Annotated in this window: 23 protein-coding genes and 1 pseudogene; 16 read left to right on the forward strand and 8 right to left on the reverse strand. The window is 26.7% G+C overall.

Annotated features, from left to right (window positions below):
• Positions 1-93: 93 nt before the first annotated feature.
• Positions 94-597: pseudogene (locus tag BUA70_RS11765) on the forward strand (ribonuclease H-like domain-containing protein); the annotation flags it as partial.
• Between the two features lie 32 nt (positions 598-629).
• On the opposite strand, the gene BUA70_RS11770 reads toward BUA70_RS11765, so the two are convergent.
• Positions 630-1,487 (reverse strand): ComEC/Rec2 family competence protein, encoded by an 858-nt coding sequence (locus tag BUA70_RS11770; RefSeq protein ID WP_072897513.1) that lies wholly within the window; start codon positions 1,485-1,487, stop codon positions 630-632.
• Between the two features lie 259 nt (positions 1,488-1,746).
• On the opposite strand from BUA70_RS11770, the gene BUA70_RS11775 reads away from it, so the two are divergent.
• A complete protein-coding gene (locus BUA70_RS11775; protein ID WP_083573531.1) occupies positions 1,747-2,418 on the forward strand; it encodes a lysophospholipid acyltransferase family protein in 672 nt (223 codons plus the stop codon).
• Positions 2,419-2,524: 106 nt separating this feature from the next.
• On the opposite strand, the gene BUA70_RS11780 is transcribed toward BUA70_RS11775, so the two are convergent.
• The 3 genes from BUA70_RS11780 to BUA70_RS11790 form a co-directional block, all read right to left on the reverse strand.
• On the reverse strand, positions 2,525-3,367 hold the full coding sequence (locus tag BUA70_RS11780; RefSeq protein WP_072897517.1) for a putative ABC transporter permease: 843 nt from the start codon (positions 3,365-3,367) through the stop codon (positions 2,525-2,527).
• Between the two features lie 149 nt (positions 3,368-3,516).
• Positions 3,517-3,723 carry a DUF378 domain-containing protein gene (locus BUA70_RS11785; RefSeq protein ID WP_072897519.1) on the reverse strand — a complete coding sequence of 69 codons (207 nt, stop codon included), beginning with the start codon at positions 3,721-3,723 and terminating at the stop codon, positions 3,517-3,519.
• 81 nt (positions 3,724-3,804) lie between these two features.
• Positions 3,805-4,272, reverse strand: a complete 468-nt coding sequence (locus BUA70_RS11790) for an Lrp/AsnC ligand binding domain-containing protein (RefSeq protein WP_072897522.1) — start codon at positions 4,270-4,272, stop codon at positions 3,805-3,807.
• 235 nt (positions 4,273-4,507) lie between these two features.
• Here BUA70_RS11790 and BUA70_RS11795 point away from each other — a divergent pair, with 235 nt between their 5' ends.
• A complete protein-coding gene (locus BUA70_RS11795) occupies positions 4,508-4,831 on the forward strand; it encodes a hypothetical protein (protein ID WP_072897524.1) in 324 nt (107 codons plus the stop codon).
• A 13-nt stretch (positions 4,832-4,844) separates the two neighbouring features.
• On the opposite strand, the gene BUA70_RS11800 is transcribed toward BUA70_RS11795, so the two are convergent.
• Positions 4,845-5,876, reverse strand: coding sequence for a CehA/McbA family metallohydrolase (locus BUA70_RS11800; RefSeq protein ID WP_072897526.1), 1,032 nt, complete (start codon positions 5,874-5,876; stop codon positions 4,845-4,847).
• A 146-nt stretch (positions 5,877-6,022) separates the two neighbouring features.
• Here BUA70_RS11800 and BUA70_RS11805 point away from each other — a divergent pair, with 146 nt between their 5' ends.
• Both BUA70_RS11805 and BUA70_RS11810 read left to right on the forward strand, forming a co-directional pair.
• Positions 6,023-6,532, forward strand: coding sequence for a gamma carbonic anhydrase family protein (locus BUA70_RS11805; protein WP_072897528.1), 510 nt, complete (start codon positions 6,023-6,025; stop codon positions 6,530-6,532).
• A gap of 8 nt (positions 6,533-6,540) precedes the next feature.
• Positions 6,541-7,380: a CvfB family protein gene (locus tag BUA70_RS11810; protein WP_072897529.1), complete on the forward strand. Its 840-nt coding sequence runs from the start codon at positions 6,541-6,543 to the stop codon at positions 7,378-7,380.
• A 119-nt stretch (positions 7,381-7,499) separates the two neighbouring features.
• Here the strand turns inward: BUA70_RS11810 and BUA70_RS11815 are convergent, their stop codons facing one another.
• The gene (locus tag BUA70_RS11815) at positions 7,500-10,127 is read right to left on the reverse strand and encodes a calcium-translocating P-type ATPase, PMCA-type (protein WP_072897532.1); all 2,628 of its coding nucleotides are present in this window, start codon (positions 10,125-10,127) and stop codon (positions 7,500-7,502) included.
• A gap of 244 nt (positions 10,128-10,371) precedes the next feature.
• On the opposite strand from BUA70_RS11815, the gene BUA70_RS11820 reads away from it, so the two are divergent.
• Complete coding sequence (locus BUA70_RS11820) at positions 10,372-10,794, forward strand: YaaR family protein (protein WP_072897534.1); 423 nt, start codon at positions 10,372-10,374, stop codon at positions 10,792-10,794.
• Positions 10,795-10,889: 95 nt separating this feature from the next.
• Here BUA70_RS11820 and BUA70_RS11825 read toward each other — a convergent pair whose 3' ends face one another.
• Positions 10,890-12,230 (reverse strand): [Fe-Fe] hydrogenase large subunit C-terminal domain-containing protein, encoded by a 1,341-nt coding sequence (locus tag BUA70_RS11825; RefSeq protein WP_072897536.1) that lies wholly within the window; start codon positions 12,228-12,230, stop codon positions 10,890-10,892.
• 321 nt (positions 12,231-12,551) lie between these two features.
• Positions 12,552-14,465, reverse strand: a complete 1,914-nt coding sequence (locus tag BUA70_RS11830; protein WP_072897538.1) for an NAD(+) synthase — start codon at positions 14,463-14,465, stop codon at positions 12,552-12,554.
• A gap of 340 nt (positions 14,466-14,805) precedes the next feature.
• Here BUA70_RS11830 and BUA70_RS11835 point away from each other — a divergent pair, with 340 nt between their 5' ends.
• From BUA70_RS11835 to BUA70_RS11880, 10 genes are all read left to right on the forward strand, one after another.
• Complete coding sequence (locus BUA70_RS11835; RefSeq protein ID WP_072897541.1) at positions 14,806-15,852, forward strand: alanine racemase; 1,047 nt, start codon at positions 14,806-14,808, stop codon at positions 15,850-15,852.
• A gap of 439 nt (positions 15,853-16,291) precedes the next feature.
• Entirely contained in the window at positions 16,292-17,527 is a 1,236-nt protein-coding gene (locus tag BUA70_RS11840) for a 4Fe-4S binding protein (protein ID WP_072897543.1), read from the forward strand.
• Between the two features lie 12 nt (positions 17,528-17,539).
• On the forward strand, positions 17,540-18,451 hold the full coding sequence (locus tag BUA70_RS11845; protein WP_072897545.1) for an RnfABCDGE type electron transport complex subunit D: 912 nt from the start codon (positions 17,540-17,542) through the stop codon (positions 18,449-18,451).
• A gap of 5 nt (positions 18,452-18,456) precedes the next feature.
• Positions 18,457-19,362: an RnfABCDGE type electron transport complex subunit G gene (locus BUA70_RS11850; protein WP_072897547.1), complete on the forward strand. Its 906-nt coding sequence runs from the start codon at positions 18,457-18,459 to the stop codon at positions 19,360-19,362.
• A gap of 11 nt (positions 19,363-19,373) precedes the next feature.
• The gene (gene rsxE / locus BUA70_RS11855; protein ID WP_072897549.1) at positions 19,374-20,057 is read left to right on the forward strand and encodes an electron transport complex subunit RsxE; all 684 of its coding nucleotides are present in this window, start codon (positions 19,374-19,376) and stop codon (positions 20,055-20,057) included.
• 25 nt (positions 20,058-20,082) lie between these two features.
• Positions 20,083-20,661: an electron transport complex subunit RsxA gene (gene rsxA, locus BUA70_RS11860; RefSeq protein ID WP_072897551.1), complete on the forward strand. Its 579-nt coding sequence runs from the start codon at positions 20,083-20,085 to the stop codon at positions 20,659-20,661.
• Between the two features lie 13 nt (positions 20,662-20,674).
• Positions 20,675-21,469: an RnfABCDGE type electron transport complex subunit B gene (gene rnfB / locus BUA70_RS11865; RefSeq protein WP_072897553.1), complete on the forward strand. Its 795-nt coding sequence runs from the start codon at positions 20,675-20,677 to the stop codon at positions 21,467-21,469.
• A 205-nt stretch (positions 21,470-21,674) separates the two neighbouring features.
• Complete coding sequence (locus tag BUA70_RS11870) at positions 21,675-23,681, forward strand: fructose-1,6-bisphosphatase (RefSeq protein WP_072897554.1); 2,007 nt, start codon at positions 21,675-21,677, stop codon at positions 23,679-23,681.
• Positions 23,682-23,731: 50 nt separating this feature from the next.
• Positions 23,732-23,986 (forward strand): hypothetical protein, encoded by a 255-nt coding sequence (locus BUA70_RS11875; RefSeq protein WP_072897556.1) that lies wholly within the window; start codon positions 23,732-23,734, stop codon positions 23,984-23,986.
• A gap of 36 nt (positions 23,987-24,022) precedes the next feature.
• Positions 24,023-24,676, forward strand: coding sequence for a hypothetical protein (locus tag BUA70_RS11880; protein ID WP_072897558.1), 654 nt, complete (start codon positions 24,023-24,025; stop codon positions 24,674-24,676).
• Positions 24,677-24,855: the final 179 nt, after the last annotated feature.

The following is a 24,855-nucleotide window of genomic DNA, read 5'->3' on the forward strand; positions in this document are numbered from 1 at the left end:
TTCTGCCCTTACTCATAATGGACACATCCTTTCTTAACTAAATATTATTTTACTTAGTTCGACTTAATGTGTCCACTACTTTATACTAACACCATAGAGAATAATGGAGAAATTAAAGATATACTAGTTTTGGCCAAAAAGTATTTTGATATAATGAAAAAAGAAAAAGGTAAAAAATACATAGTAACCTTTTCTGGAAATAATGACTTTACAGTAATTAATTATCTCTTTGAAAAATTTGGTATTGATTATAAAGTTCAAGACAATTTTATATCTGTAGATCTTCAAAAAGAATATGAAAGTACTTTAAAAACAGGAATAGGATTAAAGGCATTAGAAAAAATATTTGAGATTGAAAGGGAAGGTGAGGTTATTAGTGGATCCAATTTAGCCAAAACCTTTCATAAAGTTATAAAGGATGATGATTATATACTTAGAATGCCTAGGGAGAAAATAGATAAAATATTACTATATAATGAGATGGATGTAGTTAATCTCTTTCATATATGTTTAAATTGGAGTAAATATATTAATTCAAGTCAAGAAAATCCAAATGAAGAAAAAAGAGATAATAATATAACCGGTATTAGTTACTAATACCGGTTATATTATTTTATAAAAAATTTTAATTATTCTTTGGTTATTTTGTTTCCATCAGATTTTAAAACTACATTTCCATCTTTATCAGTTCTGTACACTGTTAAGTTATTATCTTTAATCAATTTTAAAATTTCCTTATGAGGATGACCATAGTCATTATTAAGACCACAAGAAATTACACCTATAGAAGGAGAAACCTTTTTAAAGAATTCTTGTGTTGTAGAAGTTGAACTTCCATGGTGGCCGAATTTTAAAACATCTGATTTTATGTTAGCTCCACTATCTAAAACTTCTTTCTCAGCAATTTTTTCCGCATCTCCTGTAAATAAAAATGAATTATTATTATAAGATATTCTCATAATAGGGGAATAATCATTTAAGTCTTTATATTTACTATTTATAGGAGAAAATACTTCAACTTTAGTTCCTTCACCTAAATCTATATCGTTACCAGAACCAGCTTTTATAACATTAATTTTAAGATTTTTATTTTTTAGTTGATTTATCATATATTCATAGGTTTTAGTTGTTGCTGTAACCTTTGGGGAGTAAAATTTACCAATCTCAAAATTTTTAATAACTTGTCCCATTCCTCCAATATGATCTTCGTGAGGATGAGTTGCAATAACATAATCTAATTTTTTTATATTTAGGGATTTTAAATAGTCTAGTAGTTTATCTTGGCTTTTTCTTGGACCTGCATCAATTAAAAGATTTTTATCATTACTTTGTACTAATATGGAATCGCCCTGTCCTACATCAATATAATGTACCTTAAAAGAATTATTATTAATTTTAGCAGGTGCTTGTGTTTTATTATTACATCCTATAATAGTCATAGAAAAAACAATAATTATAGAAGTTAATAAAGTAAATAATTTTTTCATATAGCTATCCTTTCTTTAAATAAAAATAATTATAAAATTAAACTTAAAAGTAGAAATTTATATAAAAGTTTTATATAATTCACTTCTAATTAAATACTGATATAAAACTAGTTTATTATGTAAAGAACCTACTGTCAAAGTATTTAGTTAAATTCTTGAACTTTCTTAATAAGAAAAGTATAATTTAGATGGCGAATAATAATTTAAAGAAGGTGATTTTATTAGAATTATATTTTTAGGAATTGCTTATGTTTTTTACATGATAATTCAAGGAATAAAAGGAATAATAGCTAAAATAATTTTAAAATATTGCGGAGAAGAGAAGGGAAGAGAATATATAAATAAACAATTTCTTTCTTGGGCTAGATGGAATAATAAATTATTAGGACTTTCTATAGATATTAAAGGAAAGGAGAATATACCAAAGGGGGTTTGTGTTTTTATTTCTAATCATCAAAGTATTTTAGATATTCCAATAATGGTAGAAGCTAGTAATAGGCCTATTGGATTTATTGCTAAAAAGGAATTAATAAAAATACCTGTTTTAGGACAATGGATGAAATTAGTGCATTGTGTAACTTTAGATAGACAAAATGTAAGAGAAGCTATAAAAGTTATAAATGATGGAGTGGAAAACCTAAAGAAAGGATATTCAATGGGAATATTTCCAGAGGGGACAAGAGCTAAGGATGGAATAATAAAACCTTTTAAAAAAGGTAGCTTGAAATTAGCTACAAAGGCAAAGGTACCAATAGTGCCAGTTACTATAGATGGAGCTTATAAAGCTTTTGAAATAGACGGTAAATTTAAAAAGGCTAACATAACTATAACTTTTTCAAAACCTATTTTTACAGAAAACTTATCAAGAGAAGAGGAAATAGAGTTACCTAAAATTATAGAAAACACTATAAGGACTAATTTAAAAAAATAATTAGGATTTGTGTATTTACATATTATATTAAAAAAATAAAAGTCACTAGATAATTAGTGACCTTTATTTTTTATGAACATAAAAATATATAAGTTAATAAATTATATTATTTAACATGCTCTATATGCTCTATATTTTCATTATCACAATTGATTTTCTCATCATTATTTTTTGATAACGAAAATTTATTTTTTGCATCCTTTAAGATATTATCGAAATATTGAGACTTTATTGTAGGAAAAGCTTTAAGTAGTCTCTTGTGATTGACATCAATTCTTGAAATCCATCTTTCGTAGTTTCCTAATAGATCCTTTATAGGACTTTTTACGTCCTTAGCCTTTTCTCTAGTTAATTCGTAAATATAATTATATCTATTTTTTAATTCAGAGGAGATTTGAGATAATTGTAATAAAATTTTTTTAAACTCCATTAAAGATACTAAAGTGAAGAATAAATCACAAATTAGATATATAAAGGCTATGTAAAATAAAGGAACTCCTATATTTTCTGGTATATAAGAGACTAATATTGTAACTATTGGATGAATTACTTTAAGTACTACTACAGATGCTGCACCCCAAGCTAATGAAAAATGAAGACATATATAACCGTTTAAATTTAGGGGATCATCTGTATAATCCCACCATTTAGATTTAAATATTTTTTCTAGTAAATAGCCAGTTACATACTCTACAGCAGATGTAAGTAGTGTAGCTAAAATAAATAATAATATTAAATTGTTTTTAAAGTTATCTAAAAGGATAACCATTAATACTATTGATGATCCATATAAAGGACAAAATGGACCATATAAAAATCCTCTATTTACAAAGTGACCTCTATTAGTATAAGCATAAGCCACCTCAACTAACCAACCTATAAATGAATAAATAAGAAAAAAATAGAGTATCTCATAGAAAGAAAACCCCATAATAGAAATATCGTACATTTTCTACCTCCAAAAAAAACACATAGTCTAATACATATAATACATATATTATAACAAATTGCAGACATATTAAATAACTTTAAGAATAATTTAAGAAATAAATAATATAAAAATAATAAACCTTCCCTAAAAGAGAAGGTTTATTATTTTTAGTCTACAGTTGAATCTCTGTCTTTTGCAAAAAATGAAATAGCATAAAGACCAGCGATACCAACCAAAGCATAGATTACTCTACTAAATGCTGACATATTACCGAAAAGAGCAGCTACAAGATCAAATTGAAAAAATCCAATAAGACCCCAATTTATAGCTCCTACTATAACTAATAAAAGTGCGATAATGTCTAGAGTTTTCATAATATATCACTCCTTTAAAAGACTTTACGCACTTATTTTACCCAATGACATTATTATTATGTATTTTATTAAAATATATTATTATAGCTGAATGTTTCTATCTATTGGTTGAGAAAGAGATATAAATGTGTCCGTTCTTTCTATTCCAGGAATTATGTTAACTTTATTCATTAATATGTCTTGTAGATCTGTAATACTTTTACAGATTACTTTTGCAAATATAGAGTAGTTACCAGTTATTAAATGCAACTCTACAATTTCTTTAATTTTTGATAAATCATCAAATACTGCAGTATAAGAAGATGTTTTATCCACATATATTCCTACAAAGCAACAAACATCATAGCCTAATTTAGGTAAATTTAAAAGTATTCTTGTCCCTTTTATGATACCTAAATCTTCCATTTTCTTCATTCTTACATGTATAGTACCACCACTAACATGACATATTCTAGCTATCTCAAGATAGGGAGTTCTGCAGTCTTTAATTAAAATATCTAAAATTTGTAAATCTAATTCATCTAATTGAGAATTTTGTAATAATGACATTAAAACACCTCGTTTATAATCAATTTAGGCTAGTATTTTTTACAATTTAATTTTATCAAACTATACAAGAAATATCTATATGAAAAATTTAAATTAACAAAAGAAATTTTTAAATTTTATCAAATTGTTAATAAATTTTCTTAAATGGGAAAAAAATACATTAATTAAAATCTTTGTATTGAAAATATTTTAATTTTAATCTAATATAGTTTATATAGGGTAAAGGAGGCGTAAGATGAGTATATTATTAAACTTATTACCTATAATATTTTTTGCATTAATAGTTATTGTATTATTCAATATTTTAAAAATCTTTGTATTTAGTAAAATAACTATTAACAAATGGATTGTATTAGCTGCATCTATAGTGGCATTTATAATTCCAATTGTTATAGGAGTAAATCAAAGAATTGTTACATTGATTTTTTCAGGGATATTTGTAATATTATTTTTATGGTTTTTGGATTTATTACAATATGGTCCTAAAAAGGAAAAGAAAATAAAAATAAAACCTAAGGCTAAGCCTAATAGAATTAAAAACATGAAAAAAGATGATTAAAACTCTAAGAGTTTTAATCATCTTTTTCGTATATATAAATTGGAGAACTTAAGGCTTCTTTTTTGCCTTTTTGTTTTAATTTAATTACATACCAATTATTTTCAATGATATAAGGAAGTTTTATCATATATTTTACATTGTTTAAAGAAAGATTAGAAACCTCTTTTAATAATCTTCCACCATTAGAATATATATATATCTTTTCTATAGGGTAACGACTATCTTCACAGTATATATAAAAATTTAATATATCATTTTCTTTTAAATATAAAGTGCTTCCCATAAAAGAATCATTAATTTTAAAATAAAATTTAAGAGTCTTAGATTCTGTAGAGTAAGTTCTTCCATTTTTAAAACTATCAATTAGACTTTCCTTTGTTAATTTATTAGAGCAAATTATAGCAGTTAAATTTTCTCTATCACCAAAATTTATTCTATGATTATCTTGACTATTAATAGCAGAAAGTTTCCAACCTCTATCTAACATAGAAAAATAATTTTTATAATATTTATTATATTTATTAGGATAGGAACCATTAGCTACTTCTATTAAATTAATAAATTTATTATAAAGAGATGGACTAGGTAAATTTATTATAGAGCTTTGAGGATGATTAATAGATACTATAGAATTACCTTCCATCATAAGCCAAAGAGCTAAAGAATTTAAGTTTTTTACTACTCCATTAAAAAAGGAGGAGGTATTTATTATATTTAGATGTCCCCAAGGAGAAGACTTAGTTTCAAAACCTAGTAAGGCTATAAAATTTTCATGTTTTTTATTAAATTTTTCTATAATGGATTTACTAATTTTCCAGCGAGTAAGATGATTTTTAGAGCTAGAATCTATTTCATCTAAATATTTATTATGATCTGTTATTATCATAAAATCTAAATTTTTATTTTTTCCATATTCTAAGGCTTCTAAAGGACTTCCTCTTCCTGTAGAAAATCCTGTATGACAATGAGGAATACCATAAAAAAAGTTTAAGTTTTTTTCATTAAAATTTTCTTCAGATATATATTTTTTTTTCTTTTTGCCCAATAATTTTCTCCTTTAAAAATAATACTAATATATAATATTAAAAGTATTAACTTTTATATACAACAATTTTAAATTTTAAGTTTATTATAGAATAAAAATTTACCCTATGATAAAATAATATAAGTTAAATTAGTGAAGGTGATAGTATGATAGTAAGATTTCAAGGAAAAGTTCCTAAGATACATAAAAGTGCATACATTTCAGAGAATGTTTCTGTTATTGGAGATGTTACAATAGGAGAAGATTCTAATATCTGGTTTGGAACAGTTATTAGAGGAGATATATGTGAAATTAATATAGGATATAGGACTAATGTGCAAGATAATTGTACTTTACATGTAGGAAATGAAAAACAGCCTCTTTATATAGGCAATAATGTTACTATAGGTCATAATGCTATAGTTCATGGATGTACAGTGGAGGATGAAGTTTTAATTGGTATGGGAGCTATAATATTAAATGATGCCCATATTGGAAAAAATACAATAATAGGTGCAGGAGCTTTAGTTTCTGAAGGCAAGGAGATACCATCAGGAGTTCTTTGCTTAGGAGTTCCAGCAAAAGTAGTTAGAAAACTAACAGAAGAAGAGATAGAATCTATTAAAAAATCAGCTGAAAATTATGCTAACTTATCAAAGAAATACGAAAGTAAATAGGAGGAATTATGATAAAAATTGGTGAATATAACGAATTAGAAATTGTTAGAGAAGCAGACTTTGGATATTATTTAGATGGTGGTACAGGAAAATCATCAGATGATATATTGTTACCTAAAGGAAATGCTTTAGGTAAAGAGCTTAAAAAAGGTGATGTTATAAATGCATTTATATATAGAGACTCTAAAGATAGAAAGATAGCTACATTAAAGGAACCTAAAATTACAGTAGGAGAAGTTGGATATCTAAAAATAGTAGGTATTTCTAAAGTTGGAGCTTTTGCAAACTTTGGATTAGAAAGAGATGTATTAGTTCCTTTAAAGGAACAAAAATATAATCTTCAAAAGGATAAAGAATATTTATTATATATGTATGTAGATAAAACAGGAAGACTTGCAGCTACTACAGATATAGATAGATATTTAGAGATTATGGATGATGTAAATGTTGGAGATGAAGTTTCTGGTATAGTTTATGGATATCAAACTAATAACTCTTTAATGATAGCAATTGATGGAAAATATAAGGGTGTTATATTAAAGAATGAATATTTTACAAATATTAAGCCAGGAGATACTGTTCATTGTAGAGTGAAAAAATTATATGAAGATGGAATGGTAGGATTAACTCCAAGAAAGAAGAAGTTAGAAGAGAGAAACGAACTTCAAGAGAAAATACTAAAGTTTTTAAAAGAAAATGATGGTATTATGAGTTATAATGATAAATCAACTCCAGAAGAAATTAAAAAAGTTTTTAATTCAAGTAAAAATTATTTTAAGATGGCTTTAGGTGGTCTAATGAAGGAAGGCCTTATAGAGCAAGATGAATTAGGAACTAGGTTAAAATAGATTATTAAATATAAAGATTATAATATAGATTAAATATTAAAAGCTATGAATTTATTATAAAGATTTCTTTAAATTCATAGCTTTTTATTTTAAAGGTTTTTACTTAATATTAAAAAATACTATTTTGATTTTCTATTATTTTTTCTAAGGATAGATTTAAAAATTTCATTAAATACCAAAGGAACCAATGAAAGTAAGGTTAATAATATCCAATCATTTATTGATAATTGGAATACTTTAAAAAGTGACGCTAAAGGATTAAAGGATATTATTAAAACCTGTAGTAGTATGCCAAAACAAATAGAATAAATCAAATATTTATTTGAAAATAATCCTAGTTTAAATAAAGATTTTTCTTGGCTCCTCATGGAAAGAGAGAAAAATAATTGAGACATACTTAAAACTACAAATGCCATAGTTTGTGCATGAACTAAAGAACCTGTATATATATGTTCTCCAATTTTAAAAGCTATTAAAGTTAAGACTCCTATTAAAACTCCATTTAACCCTAAAAATAAAGGTGTACCTTTTGAAAAAATACTTTCTTTAGGATCTCTAGGAGAATTTTTCATAACAGATTTATCTCCAGGATCTACACCTAAAGATAAGGCTGGTAAGCTATCTGTTATAAGATTTACCCACAAAATATGAATTGGTAGTAAAGGAGAATTCCAATTTAAAAGTATTGCAACAAATAAAGCAATAATTTCTCCTAAATTACAGGATAATAAAAATATTATTGATTTTTTTATATTATTATAGATATTTCTACCTTCTTCAATAGCAGAAACTATAGTTGTAAAATTATCATCAGTTAAAACCATATCAGCAGCACCTTTTGCAACATCTGTACCAGTAATACCCATAGCTACTCCTATATCAGCAGCCTTTAAAGATGGAGCATCATTAACACCATCTCCAGTCATAGAAACTATATTATTATTAGCTTTAAAAGCTTTAACTATTTTCACCTTATGCTCTGGAGAAACTCTTGCAAAAATTCTATAGTTATTGATTTTATCAGTTAATTCATCATCATTTAATTTATCTAAGTCACTGCCAGAAATAGCTTCACTTATATTATTTGCAATTCCAAGCTCTTTTCCAATTGCAAAAGCGGTATTTTTATAATCACCTGTTATCATAATAGGTGTAATGCCTGCATCTTTACATAGATTTATAGAATCTTTAACTTCAATTCTAGGAGGATCAATCATTCCTACCATTCCTATAAATATTAAATCTTCTTCAAGTTTTTCTAAAGATACATGACCCTTTGAAATTTCTTTATAAGAAAAGGCTAAAACTCTTAAGGCTTCATCAGACATATTATCAGCAGCAGAAAGTATAGAAGATTTTATTTCTTCAGTTAAAGGAATAACTTTGTTATTTATTAAAGCTTTATTACTAATCTTTAAAATGCTATCTATAGCACCTTTTGTAAAAACTTTTAGATGATTATCAAAATCATTTACTGTAGTCATTAATTTTCTTTCAGAGTCAAAGGGGATTTCATTAACTCTCTTATAGTTATTGTTTAGTTCTTCTTTTATAAAATTTAAATTAAATCCAGCTTCAAGAAGAGCTATTTCTGTAGGATCTCCTGTTTTAGAATTTTCACTATAAGTGGCATCGTTACATAAAACCATACATTGAAGAAGAGTTTCACTAGTAAAATCTTCTAATTTATAGTTATCTAAAGACGATAAGAGACCATTAGTAAAATATTTTGTAACAGTCATTTTATTTTGAGTTAAAGTTCCAGTTTTATCTGAACATATTATATTTACAGAACCTAAAGTTTCAACAGCAGGAAGTTTTTTTATAATAGCATTTTCTTTTATCATTCTTTGAACTCCCATAGCTAAAACAATTGCAACTATAGCAGGAAGACCTTCTGGAATAGCTGCAACTGCAAGGCTTATAGATGTTAAAAGCATTTCCATTAAATTTCTTCCCTGAAAAATAGATATTATAAAAATTAAAAAACAAACTATTAAAGCGCCTATGCCTAAGGTTTTACCAAGGCTTGATAAACGCTTTTGAAGAGGAGTTGTATTATCTTCTTCTAATTCTAACATTTTAGCTATTTTACCTATTTCTGTATTCATTCCAGTGCCTATAGCTACTCCTATTCCTCTACCATAAGTTGCTAAGGTAGACATAAAGGCCATATTGCTTTGATCTCCTATTGGAAGAGAATCTTCTTTAGATAAAAAAGTAGAATCTTTTTCAGAAGGTACTGATTCTCCGGTAAAAGCAGATTCCTCTATTTTTAGATTAGCAGATTCTATAAGTCTTAAATCAGCAGGTATATATCTTCCTGCATCTATAATTATAATATCGCCAGGAACAACTTCTTCAGAGGAAATTTCTTTTAATTCACCATCTCTTTTTACCACTGCTTTTGGTGAAGATAAATTTTTAAGAGCTTCTAAAGCTTTTTCAGCCTTAGATTCTTGAATAACTCCTATTATGGCATTAATAAATATTACCACTAAAATAATTATAGAATCGCTTATTTCTCCAATAAAAAAGGAAAATATAGCTGCTCCTAAAAGAATATAAATCATTACATCTTTTAGTTGAGATATAAATAGTTGAAAAAGACTTTTCTTTTTTTTAGAAGCTAATTTATTAGGTCCATATTTTTCCAGACTAGCATCAGCTTCCTTAGAAGAAAGACCAGTTATTGAGTTTACGCTAAATTCTTTTAGCACATCTTCTGTTTTTTTATTAAACCACATTAATATCACCTCCATTTTATTAAAGAAAGTATCATAAATATATACTATATAAATTTAAAAAAAATAATACAGAATAGTAAAATATAATTTTTTTATATTTTATAGTATGTGATATTATAAAGAAAAATATATAATTTGTTTTATATTTATAAAAATACTTTTATATAATAAAAAAATATATTTAGTTTATTTCTTTAAAAACTTTTTATACTTTGATATAATCGGTTTAGAAAGGGTGGAAAAAATGGAAATAGGAAGAGTCTTAAACAAAAATAGTATAAATAGAGAGATGAAAAAAGTTGACAATAGAAAGGAATTTTCTAAAAACTTTAGTCGTGAAAAAGAAAGAAGATCTGAGGAAGAACTAAAAAAGTTTATTGAGGATATAAAGAAAAAAGGAAATAGGTTAGTTATAACAAAATGTTATGCTGATGTTAGAGTTTATAAAAAAATGATAAAGGAATATTTAGAGTCTGTACTAAAATATATGTATAGTGTAAAAAAAGATATAAGTTTTTGGCAAACACAATATTTTATAACAGTAGATACTATTGATGAAAAACTAGAAGAATTAACAGAAATGCTTTTAGGTGAGGAGAAGGATAATTTAAAAATAGCATCAACTATAGATGAGATTCAAGGATTAGTAGTTGATATATATAGATAATATGATAAAAGTTTTTTATAATATAAATTATAAGGTATACTTTAAGTGTAATCTTAAAGTATACCTATATTTTTATGTGAATATTTATTTTATTTTTAAAAATTTCTTTCAAAAATACCCATAGTATCTTCTTCTTTAAAATCATTTAAGGAGGTTATGCCTATTTTTTTTAAAACTTTATCCATACCTTCACTATGAGTAGCTACTTTTATAGGAGAACTAAAGGCGACTTTGTCAACAGCTTCTTTACCAAGTTCTTTAGAAACTAATGCTTTAGGTCCACCAACACATCCACCAATACAACCCATACCTTCTATAAAGTTTGCATTTATTTCTCCCTTTTCAGCTTTAGCTAATATCTCTTTACACTCCTTAACACCATTAGCTTGAATTGCTTTTAACATTTTATGCTTTTCTGGAAATAATTCTTCCACAGCTTCAGATATTGCAATAGAAACTCCACCAGTTCTAGCATAAAGACGACCACCTCTAGATGCATATTCTTTAGTTGGAATGCCTTTTAAGGTTTTTGGATTTATACTTAAAGAATCAAAAATAGTTTTAACTTCTTGGAAGGTTAAGACATAGTCTATAGCGCCTACTAAATCTTTATCTTTAGCCTCAGCTTTTTTTGCAATACAAGGACCAACAAAAACTACTTTAACATCTGGCTTAATTTTTTTTATAACTCTTCCCATAGCAATCATAGGAGAAATAGAAGGAGAAACATCTTTTACTAATTTTTTATAAACTTTCCTTAACATTCCTACCCACATAGGACAGCAACAAGAAGTTATCATTAAATCATCTTCAGTTTTTACATGATTATTAAATTCTACAGCTTCTTTAATTGTTAGCATATCAGCAGCAAAGGCTACTTCTAACATATCTGTAAAACCAATTTTTATAAAAGCTTCTCTTAACATATCTAAGGTAACCTCATTTCCCCATTGACCAGAAATTGCAGGGGCAACTACAGCAACTACATTTTTATTATTCTTTATAAGATCTAATAAAGGAATAAATTCTACCTTATCTAATAACTTGTTATCATCGCATACCTCTACACATCTACCACAGTTTATACATAAATCATTGTCAATTTTTATGTCATCATTTTCAGATATTATAGCATCTATTGGACAAATACTTTGGCATTTAGTTATTCCATTTTCATCAGCGCAGGACATATCACATTTATCTATCTTTTTTACTATATTTTTTTTAACCTTATAATTAGTAATAGCTTTTTTTATATTATATATATAATTATTATCATTCTTAATATCAACACCACATAAAGCAGATATTATAGATTGTAAATTAGTTTTATTTATATTATCTTTTTTTAATATATTTTTTAATGTATCATCAAAGTTTCCATTATAGTAGGACTTTACAAGTTCTTTAAATAAGTTTTCATATTCCTTTTTCATAATTAAACACCTCTTACGTAAATTCTTTACTTTAATTATAGTATTTATAATAAAGTTTGTAAGAAAACTATTTGTAAAATTTGTTAAATATAAATTCATAATCTGTTTATAAGTATTTAATATAGAAAAATTTATAGACTATAAAAATATTATAGAAGATAAGAATAATATATAGTACCTAAGACATATGGCATAAGAAAATAAAGTTTTTATTCAATGATAAAAAAATTCTCTATAAGAAATTTTTCTTAAAGAGAATTTTTTGTTTTATAATTAATTGTTAATTCATATGGTTTTAAAGAATTTAAAATAATATAAAGTTTAAAAATCCTTCATCCAAAGATCATAGCTAGAATCAGAGGCCATTCTCAAGTCTCCTCTTGGAGAAAGACTTATAGTTCCAACCTTTGGACCATCTGGAATAGCAGAACGCTTAAACTGCTGTGTGAAGAAACGTTTGATAAATTTTTCTAACCATTTTTGTATTTCTTCTAAAGAATATTGATCTTTAAAAGCTTCCTTTGCTAAAAATTCTATTCTTTGAGGAGATGATCCGTTCTTTATAAAATGATATAAGAAAAAGTCATGAAGCTCATATGGACCTACAATATCTTCAGTTTTTTGCGCTATTTTACCTTCACTATCTTTAGGTAAAAGTTCAGGGCTAACAGGAGTATCTAATATATCAAAAAGTACTTCTTTAACTTCTTCAGTACTTTCATTTTCTCCTACATATTCTACTAAATATCTAACTAAAGTTTTAGGAATAGAGCAGTTTACAGAGTACATAGACATATGATCTCCATTATAAGTACACCATCCTAAAGCTAATTCAGAAAGATCTCCTGTACCTATTAAAAGACCTCCTTCTTTATTTGCTATATCCATAAGAATTTGAGTTCTTTCCCTTGCTTGAACATTTTCATAAGTAACATCATGAATATTTTTATCATGGCCAATATCTTCAAAATGTTTAAGACAGGCATCTACTATATTTATTTCTCGTAAATCACAACCTAACTCTTTGCATAAAACTAAGGCGTTATTATAGGTTCTATCAGTAGTACCAAAACCAGGCATAGTAATAGTAATAATATTTTTTGGTGGAATATTTAAAAGTTTAAAGGTTTTAACTACAACTAAAAGAGCTAAGGTAGAATCTAATCCACCGGAGATACCTATAACAGCTTTTTTAAGACCAGTATGTTCAAATCTTTTTGCAAGAGCAGAGGATTGTATATTAAAGATTTCCTTGCAGCGTATTTCTTTATTAAAATCTCCCTTAGGAACAAAAGGATGCTTATCTATAGGTCTATTAAAGTTTTTAATTTTAAGGTTTTTAAAGCTAAAGTTTATTGTTTTAAAATCATAAGGAATAACTCTTTGACTATCTCTAAAACTTATATTTTTCATTCTCTCAGAGTTTAATCTAAATATATCTATTAACGAATAAATTATTTCATTATCTCTTTGGAATCTTTCATTTTCCTTTAAAAGAGTACCATTTTCACTAATTAAAAGATGACCGCTAAATAAAAGATCAGTGGTAGATTCATAAACTCCAGAAGAGGAGTAAACATAGGCACAGATGCATCTTCCACTTTGATTACAAATAAGATTTTTTCTATAATCAGCTTTACTAACTAATTCATTGGATGCAGAAAGATTTAAGATTATGTTAGCTCCTGCTAAAGTTAAATAAGAACTTGGAGGTATTGTAACCCATAAATCTTCGCATATTTCAACTCCAAAGATAAATTTATCACTTTTAAATATGTAGTTTACGCCAAAAGGTATTTCTTTTTGAAAATATAAATCAATCTTTTTATCTCTTATTAAAGATCCTTCGCTAAACCATCTCTTCTCATAAAATTCACTATAATTTGGAATAAAGGATTTTGGAACAATACCTAAAATTTTTCCCTCAAAAATTAAAATTCCACAATTATATAAAACATTATTAAAAAGTATTGGTGAACCTACTACAATTAGCATATCTTTAGATTTTGAATAATTACATAAATCTTCTAAAGCTTTTTCAGAAGAGGATATTAGTTTTTCATGAACAAATAAATCAGAACAACTATAAGAAGTTATAGAAAGCTCTGGAAATACTAAAGCTTTAGCACCTTCTTTAAAGCCTTTATCAATACATTTTTTTATTTCTAATAAATTATAATCTATATTACCAACTTGGGTTTTAGGGCAAGCGGACCCTACCTTGATAAAATCCATAATCATATCACTCCGTTATTAATTATTTATTGTATTTATTATAGTTTGTATCAAATTAAAAAGGATTATTAACTTATTTAATATTAAAACGAAAATAGGAATAAATCAAACAAAATAGGTATAGAATAATAAGGAATATGTTCATAATATTAATACTTCTAAAGCATTATGTAGGTTTAATTTTGTCATCTTTTTAAGATGACATTTTTTTATGATTTTTTAAAAGAATCTGATATAATATATAATTAGATATAAATATCAATTAAAAATATGAAATATTATATAACTTAGATAAATTTTATAATTATACAACTTATAAACTTAAGGAAAGGACAAAAATATGAAAAATTTTTGGTGTGAAGTGACTTTAGATAATATAAAAAATAATATAAAGAAAACTAAGGAACTAGCAGAAAATAAGAAGATTATAGGGGTTGTTAAAGGGAATGCCTACGGTCTTGGAATAGAAAAAATATCAGAAACTTTAGATGAATTTGTAGATTTATTTGCAGTAGCAGATCTTGAGGAAGCGATGAGGGTACAGTCTGATAAGGATATATTACTTCTAACTCCTATGGTAACTTTAGAAGATTTTAAAAGTGACATGGAAAATATAATATTTACAATTGACAATGAAGAGATTTTAAAGAATTTGGATAAAGAAAAAACTTATAGAGTTCATATATATTTAGATACTGGTATGAATAGAATGGGTATTAAACCGGAAAACTTAGATAATATAATAGAAGAAATCAATAATGATTTTCCTAATATAAATATAGAAGGTATCTATTCTCATTTACATAACACAAAAAATGAAAAGTATACTATTAATCAAATAGAAACTTTTAAAAAAACAGTAGAAAAATACATTGATAAAATACCATATATTCATTTAATGAATTCTTCTGGACTTTTAAAAGAAGAAATTAGGAAAAAATGTGATTTTACTAATGGAATAAGAGTAGGAAATATAATTTATGGATATGATGGGTTAAATGTTGGATATAAAAAAGCATACAAATATTTAGCTAAGCCTGTAAATAAGTACTTTGTTAAAAAAGGCGAATATATAGGATACGGATGTTCCTACAAAGCAAAGAAGGATATGTATGTTGGAATTTTAGGATTTGGAAATATAGAAAGCTTTGGATTTTCAAAGGACATAAAACATAATATAATATATGACATTCTTAAAGTTATATATAACCATATAAAATTTAGGCCGATTATATTTAATGGAAATAGAGGAATAAAAATATTAGGAAGGGCTAATATGAATTCTACATTGATAGATATGGAAGGTTCTTCTTTAGATGATATACTAACTATTGATATTTCACCTATACTTGGAGACTCTTCAATTAAGAAGGTATATATAGAATAAATTACATAATATTAACTATAATTTTAAAAAATATATAATGAAAAAATAAGGCGCTTTAAAATTTTTTTATAGATTTTAAAGTGCCTTATTTTGCATAATAAACATTTTTATTAATATCATATTTATAATTACAAATTTAATAAAAAATAGAAATTTTAATTATTATAAGTTTTATATAAATAAACTTTTGTGATTTTATATGTTAAATAAATTCAAATATTAATATAAATTACATATGAAAAAATGTTAATTCATAGAATATTAATAATTACAAATGGCTTAAATTACCTATTTTTTCTATATATTAGCAATGTAAATGTTAAAATTTTATTACCTGTTGTTATGGCAACTATTATAGAGTATAATATAGTGGCTAAATAATATAAATTAACCCGAAAAAGGATATCAACTACAATTATTTATGAATGGAGGAGGTTTCATGGGTTTAAATTTTTTTAAGGAATATTCTATTCCTAAAAAAATATTCATTTTGAATAATGAACATATACAAAATATCAAAGAAGTAAAGGAGGTTTCTGTATACTTATCACAAGGTGATAATCTTTGCAATCCTGTTGTTTCAAAAGGAGAAAAGGTTTCAGCTAAACAAATAATAGGAGAACCTTTAAATGATTTATCATGCTTTGTTCACAGTCCTATAAATGGAGTAGTTAAGGAAATTAAAGACTTCATAAACTCAAAAGGCGAAAAAACATATGTATTAACTATAGAAGCTACAGAAGATACCTTTGAAGAGATTAAAACTGAAATAGTTTATAGCTCAAAAGATGAAGCTTATGAGTTAATAAAAAGATTAGGAATAATGAACTATGAAAAGAATTTAGCTAGTCTTTATAGTGATCTAAAATCTGTAGGAAATAATGACAAGCTATTTATAAGAGCTTATGATTTTGAACCGAATTTTTTAGATATCATTTTAAGTGAAGAAAATATAAAAGGCTTAAAAGAAGCTATAAAGGTATTAAAAACTATAACAAAGGAAATAACTTTTGTTGTGGCTAAAAATAGCAATATAAAAAACAAAGTAGAAAATATCGCAAAAGAAAATGGTGTAAATCTATTAACTATAGGAAAATCAGTTCCTGTAGGTGCAGAAAAAAGATTTATAAAAACTAATTCAAAAATAAATTTAATAAATTTAAAAGCTTTAATTTCTTTGGGAAATTGTATCATGTCAAAAGGTCCTTCAGTAGATGAAACTATTTCTCTAACTGCTTTTGGAATTAGTGATAATAGAGTAATTAATGTTTTAAATGGAACAAAAATAATAGATATAATTTCAGCTTTAAATATAGATGAAAGTAAAATATCAAAAGTTGTTCAAGGTGGAGCTTTATCTGGAGAAGCTATGATATCTTTAGATTCAGTAATTCAAAAGGGCTACAGAGCTTTAATCTTATTAGATGAAAAATTATCAAAAGAAAAGAATGAAAATAATTGTATTAGATGTGGCAAATGTGCAAGAGTTTGTCCTCAAAAGTTATATCCTAATAAGTTAGTTGTATATGGAAGAAAAAGAGATTTTGAAAACTTTTTAAAGTTTAAAGGTGAAGAATGTATAAATTGTGGACTATGTAGTTATGTATGTCCTTCAAATATTTCATTATCAAAGTCTATTAGTACGGCTAAAGTAGTACTTAAAAACAGAAAGTAGGAGGGAATATAAATGACAGAGAAGCTTTTAAAAGTTTCACCAGCTCCTCACTTTAAATTTAGTGAAAAAATTAATACTTTAATGTTAGATGTAATTATAGCATTATTACCTGCAGCTGGAGCTGGAATTTACTTTTATGGAATGGATGCAGTGAAAATAATGGCTACTGCTATTATTTGTAGTGTAGGGTCAGAGTTTTTATGGAATTTATTATTAAAGAAGAAACAAACTATAGGGGACTTAAGTGCAGTAGTAACAGGACTTGTACTTTCATTAATATTACCAACTTATGTTCCATTATGGATTCCTGCAATAGGAGCAATATTTGCAATTATAGTTGTTAAACAATTTTTTGGTGGACTTGGACAAAACTTTATGAATCCATCAGCTGCTGCAAAGGTATTTTTAATTGCAGCATGGGCAGGAGTTATGGCGAAACCAGTAGTAGATACAGTTGCTTCAGCAAGTAAATCAGCAGCAAAGGTTACTCCAACTCTTTGGGAAATTTTTGTTGGACAAGCACAAGGAAATATTGGTGAAACTTCAATGCTAGCTTTAGTTATAGGTGGAGTTTATTTGCTATGTAGAAGAACTATAAGCTTAAGAATTCCTGTAAGCTTTTTAGCAACAACTACAATAATGAGTTATGTAATAACAAGAAAAGGATTCTTTATGGGAGATCCTATAGATGGACTTTTAGTAGGTGCTATAGTATTAGCTGCTATTTTTATGGCAACAGATTATGCATCATCACCAATGACACCAGTTGGACAAATAATTTTTGGTATAGGTTGTGGAATATTCACAATGGTATTTAAAGTTTATGGATATAATCCAGATGGTCCATTTTATGCAATTATATTAATGAACTTATTTGCACCATTAATTGAATACTTTACTACTCCAAAGAGAAAAGAGGTGTAAGGGTAATGAAAGAAAACATAAAGTTAGGAATAATTTTACTTATAATAACATCAATTGCAGGATTTTGTCTTTCAATAGCTAATGGAGCTACTAAAGATATAATTGCTGAAAATTCTAAAGTTAATAAAGAAGATTTAAAAATTGTATTACCTGGAGCTGACAAAATTAAAGATGCTGGAGTGGAATTTTCAGATCCAATTAATGAAGTATATGAAGCTTATAAAGGTTCAGAAATGGTTGGATATGTAATTAAAGTTACTTCAAAGGGATTCCATGGTCCAGTAGACATAATGGTAGCTATTTCAAAGGATGATAAGTTAACAGGAATAAAAATATTATCTCAATCAGAAACACCAGGTGTTGGTGCAAAGGTAGCAGAGGATAAATTTACTTCAAGATTTAAAAATATTCCAATAAGGAATGGAGTTAAGATGGTTAAAAAAGCTCCTTCAAAGGATAATGAAGTAGAGAGTATATCCGGTGCAACTATTTCTTCTAATGCTGTAGGAAAGGGAGTTTCTGAAGCAGTTAAATTCTATATGCAAACAATAAAAGGTGAAGATGCAGGAAACGAAAAGCTTGAAGAATCAACAGATGGAACTTCAGGAGCTTCAGAAGAAACTAAGAAAGAAGAAAAGAAGACTCCAGAAAAAGTTGATGGAGAAAGTGGTGCATCTTTAGAAGAGAATAAAAAAGAGGAAGCAAAATCAACAGATGGAACTTCAGGAGCTTCAGAAGAAGAAAGTAAAAAGGAAGAAGTAAAATCAGTTGATGGAAACTCAGGAGCTTCAGAAGAAGGTAAAAAAGAAGAGAAAAATACAAAAAAAGAAGAAATTAAGCAAACAGATGGTGAATCAGGGGCATCTGTAAGTTTAAATAATGATTCTTTAAAGTTAGCGTTAGCTAGATAGGAGGTAGAGGGATGAATAAACTTTTAGAAAGATTAAAAAATGGTATCATCACTGAAAACCCTATATTTGTACAAGTATTAGCTATGTGTCCTACTTTAGCAGTTACATCAAGTGGAAAAAACGCTTTAGGAATGGGTATAGCCACTACTGTAGTTTTAATATTTTCAAACTTTTTAATATCAGCTTTAAGAAAATTAATACCAGAGAAAATACGTATACCGGCATACATTGTTGTAATAGCATCTTTTGTTACAATTGTAGATATGATTTTACATGCTTATGTTCAAGGATTATATAATTCACTTGGTATATTTATACCTCTAATTGTTGTTAACTGTGTAATACTAGGTAGGGCCGAAGCTTACGCTTCAAAAAACCCAATACTTCCTTCAATATTTGATGGATTAGGAATGGGATTAGGATTTACACTAGCTTTAACTATAGTAGGTGCTATAAGAGAATTTATAGGTGCAGGAGCTATATTTGGTTTTATGATTATGCCAGAAAGCTATAAACCAGCTTCAATAATGATATTAGCTCCAGGAGCTTTCTTTACATTAGGATTATTAATGACTTTAATAAATTATGTAAATATTAAAAAAGCTAAAAAACTAGGTCAAGAACCAAAAGCTCTTGAACATGATTGCGGAAGTTGTGGTTTAAATTGCGGTTCTTGTGATAAAGAGGAAAAATAATAGATAGAGAAGAAAGGTGAATGCAATGAATTTATTTCTTATATTTATAGGTTCAATGCTAGTTAATAACTTTGTTCTTTCAAAATTCTTAGGAATATGTTCATTTTTAGGAGTTTCAAAGAAAAAAGATGCTGCCTTTGGTATGGGTTTAGCAGTTACTTTTGTTATGTTACTAGCATCAATTATGTCATATGTAGTATATAACTATATACTGATACCATTTAATATAGAATATTTATCAACTATAGCCTTTGTATTAGTTATAGCTGCTTTAGTTCAATTTGTTGAGATGGTTATAAAGAAAAAAAGCCCAGGACTTTATAAAGCTTTAGGAATTTATTTACCACTTATAACAACAAACTGTGCAGTTTTAGGAATGGCTGTTTTAAATAAAACAGAAGGATATAACTTAATCCAATCAATAATAAATGCTTTAGGAGCAGCTTTAGGATATATGCTTTCAATTGTATTACTTTCATTTATTAGAGAGAGAATAGATAGCAATGAAAATATTCCAGAAGCGTTAAGAGGACTACCAATAACATTGTTTACAGCAGGTTTAATGTCTATAGCCTTCTTAGGTTTCCAAGGCTTAATACATTAGGAGGTGCTAAGGAATGGAATTAAATAGTGTTTTATCTTCAGTACTTAGTTTAGGAGGATTAGGCCTTCTATTTGGAGTTTTATTAGGATATGCTTCAAAAAAATTTGAAGTTAAAGTAGATGAAAGAATACCTAAGGTAAGAGAAGTTTTACCAGGAGCTAACTGTGGAGGATGCGGATATGCAGGTTGTGATGCTTACGCAGCTGCAGTTGTTGAAGATGGTGCTTCACCATCAGCTTGTTCTGTTGGAGGAAGTAAAGTGGCAGAAGAAATAGGTACTATTTTAGGAATAAAAGTTGATGAAACAGAGAAAATGACAGCTTTTGTAAAGTGTAAAGGTACTTGTGGAAAAGCGAAAAATAAGTATGAATATGAAGGAATAAAAGATTGTATAGAAGCTAATGAACTTATGGGAGGAGCTAAGGCTTGTTCTTATGGATGTTTAGGTCTTGGAACTTGTGTTAGTGTATGTCAATTTGGAGCATTAGATATAGTAGATGGCGTTGCTAAGGTTAATAGAGAAAAGTGTACAAACTGTGGCGCTTGTATAGATATATGTCCAAAGGGACTTATAGAATCTGTACCATATTCAAAGAAAGTTAGAGTAGAATGTAACTCAAAGGATAATGGTAAAGTTGTAAGAGTAAATTGTAGTGCAGGATGTATAGGATGTAAGATTTGTGAAAAGAGTTGTCCTAAAGATGCTATAAAAGTAGTAGATAATGTGGCAAAAATAGATTATACAAAATGTGTAAACTGTGGTATATGTGCACAAAAATGTCCTACTAAAGTAATAGTAAAATTATAATTTATTTAAAAGAAGTGATAAAAGGCATTTTATTAAATACCTTTTATCACTTCTTTATATTTTTTTAACAAATTAAAAATAAATTTAAGATATTTTAAACAAAACTGTAAAATTACAATGTAACAATTTTATAGGAAAATATTGAGAATAAATTATTTTTATTATAAAGTATTGTTAAAGTATTAATTTTAAGGAGTTTAAGGGTATGGATTTTGAAGATGATAGGATTGATATAACAAATGAAGGGCAATTAAGATATTTAACTCTTTTATCGTATCAGTATCCTAATATTGCAGCGGCTAGTACAGAGATTATAAACCTGCAAGCCATATTAAATTTACCTAAAGGAACTGAACATTTCTTAACAGATATACATGGAGAATATAGACCTTTTATACATGTATTAAAGAATGCGTCAGGAGTTATTAAAAGAAAAATTGAAAAGGTTTTTGGAAATTCTATTAGTGCAAAGGATAAAAAAAGTTTAGCAACTTTAATATATTATCCAGAACAAAAAATAGAATTAATATTAAAAGAAGAGGAGAATATTGATGATTGGTATAAGATAAACCTGTTTAGATTAATAGAATTATGTAGAGATGTTTCATCTAAATATACAAGATCTAAAGTAAGAAAGGCTCTTCCAAAGGATTTTGAATATATAATAGAAGAGCTCTTACATGAAAAACCTTCAGAAGTTGATAAAAAGGAATACTATAATGAAATTATAAATACAATTATATCTATAGACAGAGCAAAGGATTTTATAACAGCATTATCTAATCTTATTCAAAGACTTGTAATAGATAGACTTCATATATTAGGAGATATTTATGATAGAGGTCCTGGAGCTCATATAATTTTAGATTATCTTTCGGATTATCATTCAGTAGACTTTCAATGGGGAAATCATGACATAGTTTGGATGGGAGCAGCAGCAGGTTCTGAGGTCTGTATAGCTAATGTTTTGAGGATTTCAGCAAGATATGCTAATTTAGATACTGTTGAAGACGGTTATGGAATTAATATGTTGCCTTTAGCAACTTTTGCTTTAGATTTTTATAAAAATGATCCATGCAATAGTTTTAAACCTAAACTTTCTGATGGAGATAATTATTCAGTGAAGGAAATACAGCTTATTTCTAAAATGCATAAGGCAATAGCGATAATACAATTTAAATTAGAAGGACAGCTTATCAAAAGAAGAAGAGAATTTAATCTTAATAATAGATTAATGCTAGATAAAATAGATTATTCAAAGGGAACTATTTCATTGGATGGAAAGGAATATGAATTAAATGATAAAAATTTTCCAACTATAAATCCTAAAAGTCCTTATGATCTTACAAAGGAAGAACAAGATTTAATTTATAAACTAAAATCTTCTTTTGTAAATAGTGACAAGCTTCAAAAACATATAAGATTCTTATATGCTAAGGGTAGTATGTATTTAAGGTTTAATGGAAATCTATTATTCCATGGTTCAATACCTATTACAGAAACTGGTAATTTTAAAGAGGTGGAGATAAAGGGACATAAATATAAAGGAAAAGCTCTTTTAGACGAACTAGATAGAATAGCAAGAGTAGGATATTTTTCTAAAAGAAATTCTAAGGAAAAAGAATATGGTGAAGATATGCTTTGGTATTTGTGGTTATCACCGAATTCACCTCTTTTTGGGAAGGATAAAATGACTACTTTTGAAAGATATTTTATAAATGATAAGAGAACTCATAAAGAAAATAAAACTTTATACTATAAACTTACTGAGTCTGAGGAGATATGCAATAAAATAATAAAGGAATTTGGTCTTAATGTAGAAGAATCTCATATAATAAATGGTCATGTTCCTGTGGAAAGTAAAAAAGGAGAAAGTCCAATAAAAGCTAATGGAAAATTATTGATAATAGATGGAGGATTTTCAAGAGCTTATCAAGGAAAAACAGGAATAGGAGGATACACTTTAATATATAATTCTATGGGACTTCAATTAGTGTCTCATGAACCTTTTAAAACTATAGAAGATGCAGTTTTAGAAGAAACAGATATTTTATCATCAACAGTGATTTTAGAAAGACAAAGTGAAAGAAAAACTGTTGGAGATACAGATGTTGGTAAAAGTTTAAAACTTCAAATAGATGAATTGAAAAAACTTCTAATTGCATATAGAAAAGGTTTAATTAATGAGAAAATTGAAAAGAACAATAAATAAATTTAAATAGCACTTTTAAGTACATAACTATATTTTTAGGAGGTGAATCTTTGGAAAAATATTATTCAAATAATTCTCTTATAAAAAAGATGTTATTTAAAATACTTATGGTTAATACAGTTTTTGATTCAGAAGATGAGGACTATGTTACCTTAGCTACCTGTAGAAATGAAGAGGGAAAAATAGAGACAATTTCTATTGATGATTTTTATATAGAAGGAGATGTTGATATTTTAGAAGGGGCTTTATTAGAAATAGAGGTAATTGAAGGAGGAGATTATATAGGTCATATTTTTAAAAGTTAATGTTTTTTAACAAAAGAATTTTAAGGGGGCTAATTTATGAAATTATATCTGTTTAGTACTTTTGAGGAAGGGAAAAATCACCCGTTAATAAAAAAGTTAAAATCTAAATATAAGCATAAATTTAAGATTTCTTGTTTATATCTAGATTATGAACAAAGTGAAGCTTTAGACAAAGTAGAAGTTTTTAAAAGTATAGGGGCAATATGTACTTTTTATGACTTATATTCTAAAGGTATAGAGGAGCATTTTAAAGATATCTATTGTAATGATTTTATATGTTTTTTATGTAAAAATCCTAAAAATTTAGTAGATAGATTAAAAAATAAAGATATGCAGCTTCTTTTAAATAACTTAAATAAAAGTAATACTGGCATAATTTTGGAAGGAGAAGCTACTAAAATATGTGGTCCAGAGACTTGGTGGGAATTTATAAAAGAATTTCCCTTAAAGAAAAGTGGAGGAAGAGCTTTAAATATTACAGATTTTTATTTTATACCCAATTGGGAAGAAAATAAGCAATATCTTTATAAGTTTATAGATTTATCATCTGCTAAAAAAGATATATATTATGGTTGTGATAAAAGATGTGGTATAGCTATTGAAGATAGTAAAATTTACTTTTATGGGGATGTTATAGAGATATCCAAAGGAAGAACTTCAATATATAATGGAGAAAGACGAATAATATAATTAAAAAATTCTTTAAATTTTTTAAACTGATATTTAAAAAGTTAGTAATATAATAAGAAGCAGTGTAGTTTCACACTGCTTTTTTATTGCGTTGAAAACCACTGGCTATGCCAGTGGATAAAAAGGCTTTAGCTCTGAAGAAAAAAAGAACTCCTATGATAAAATGAAATCGACTGACA

Source organism: Clostridium fallax (genome assembly GCF_900129365.1).
In the GTDB taxonomy this organism is placed as follows: domain Bacteria; phylum Bacillota; class Clostridia; order Clostridiales; family Clostridiaceae; genus Clostridium_AH; species Clostridium_AH fallax.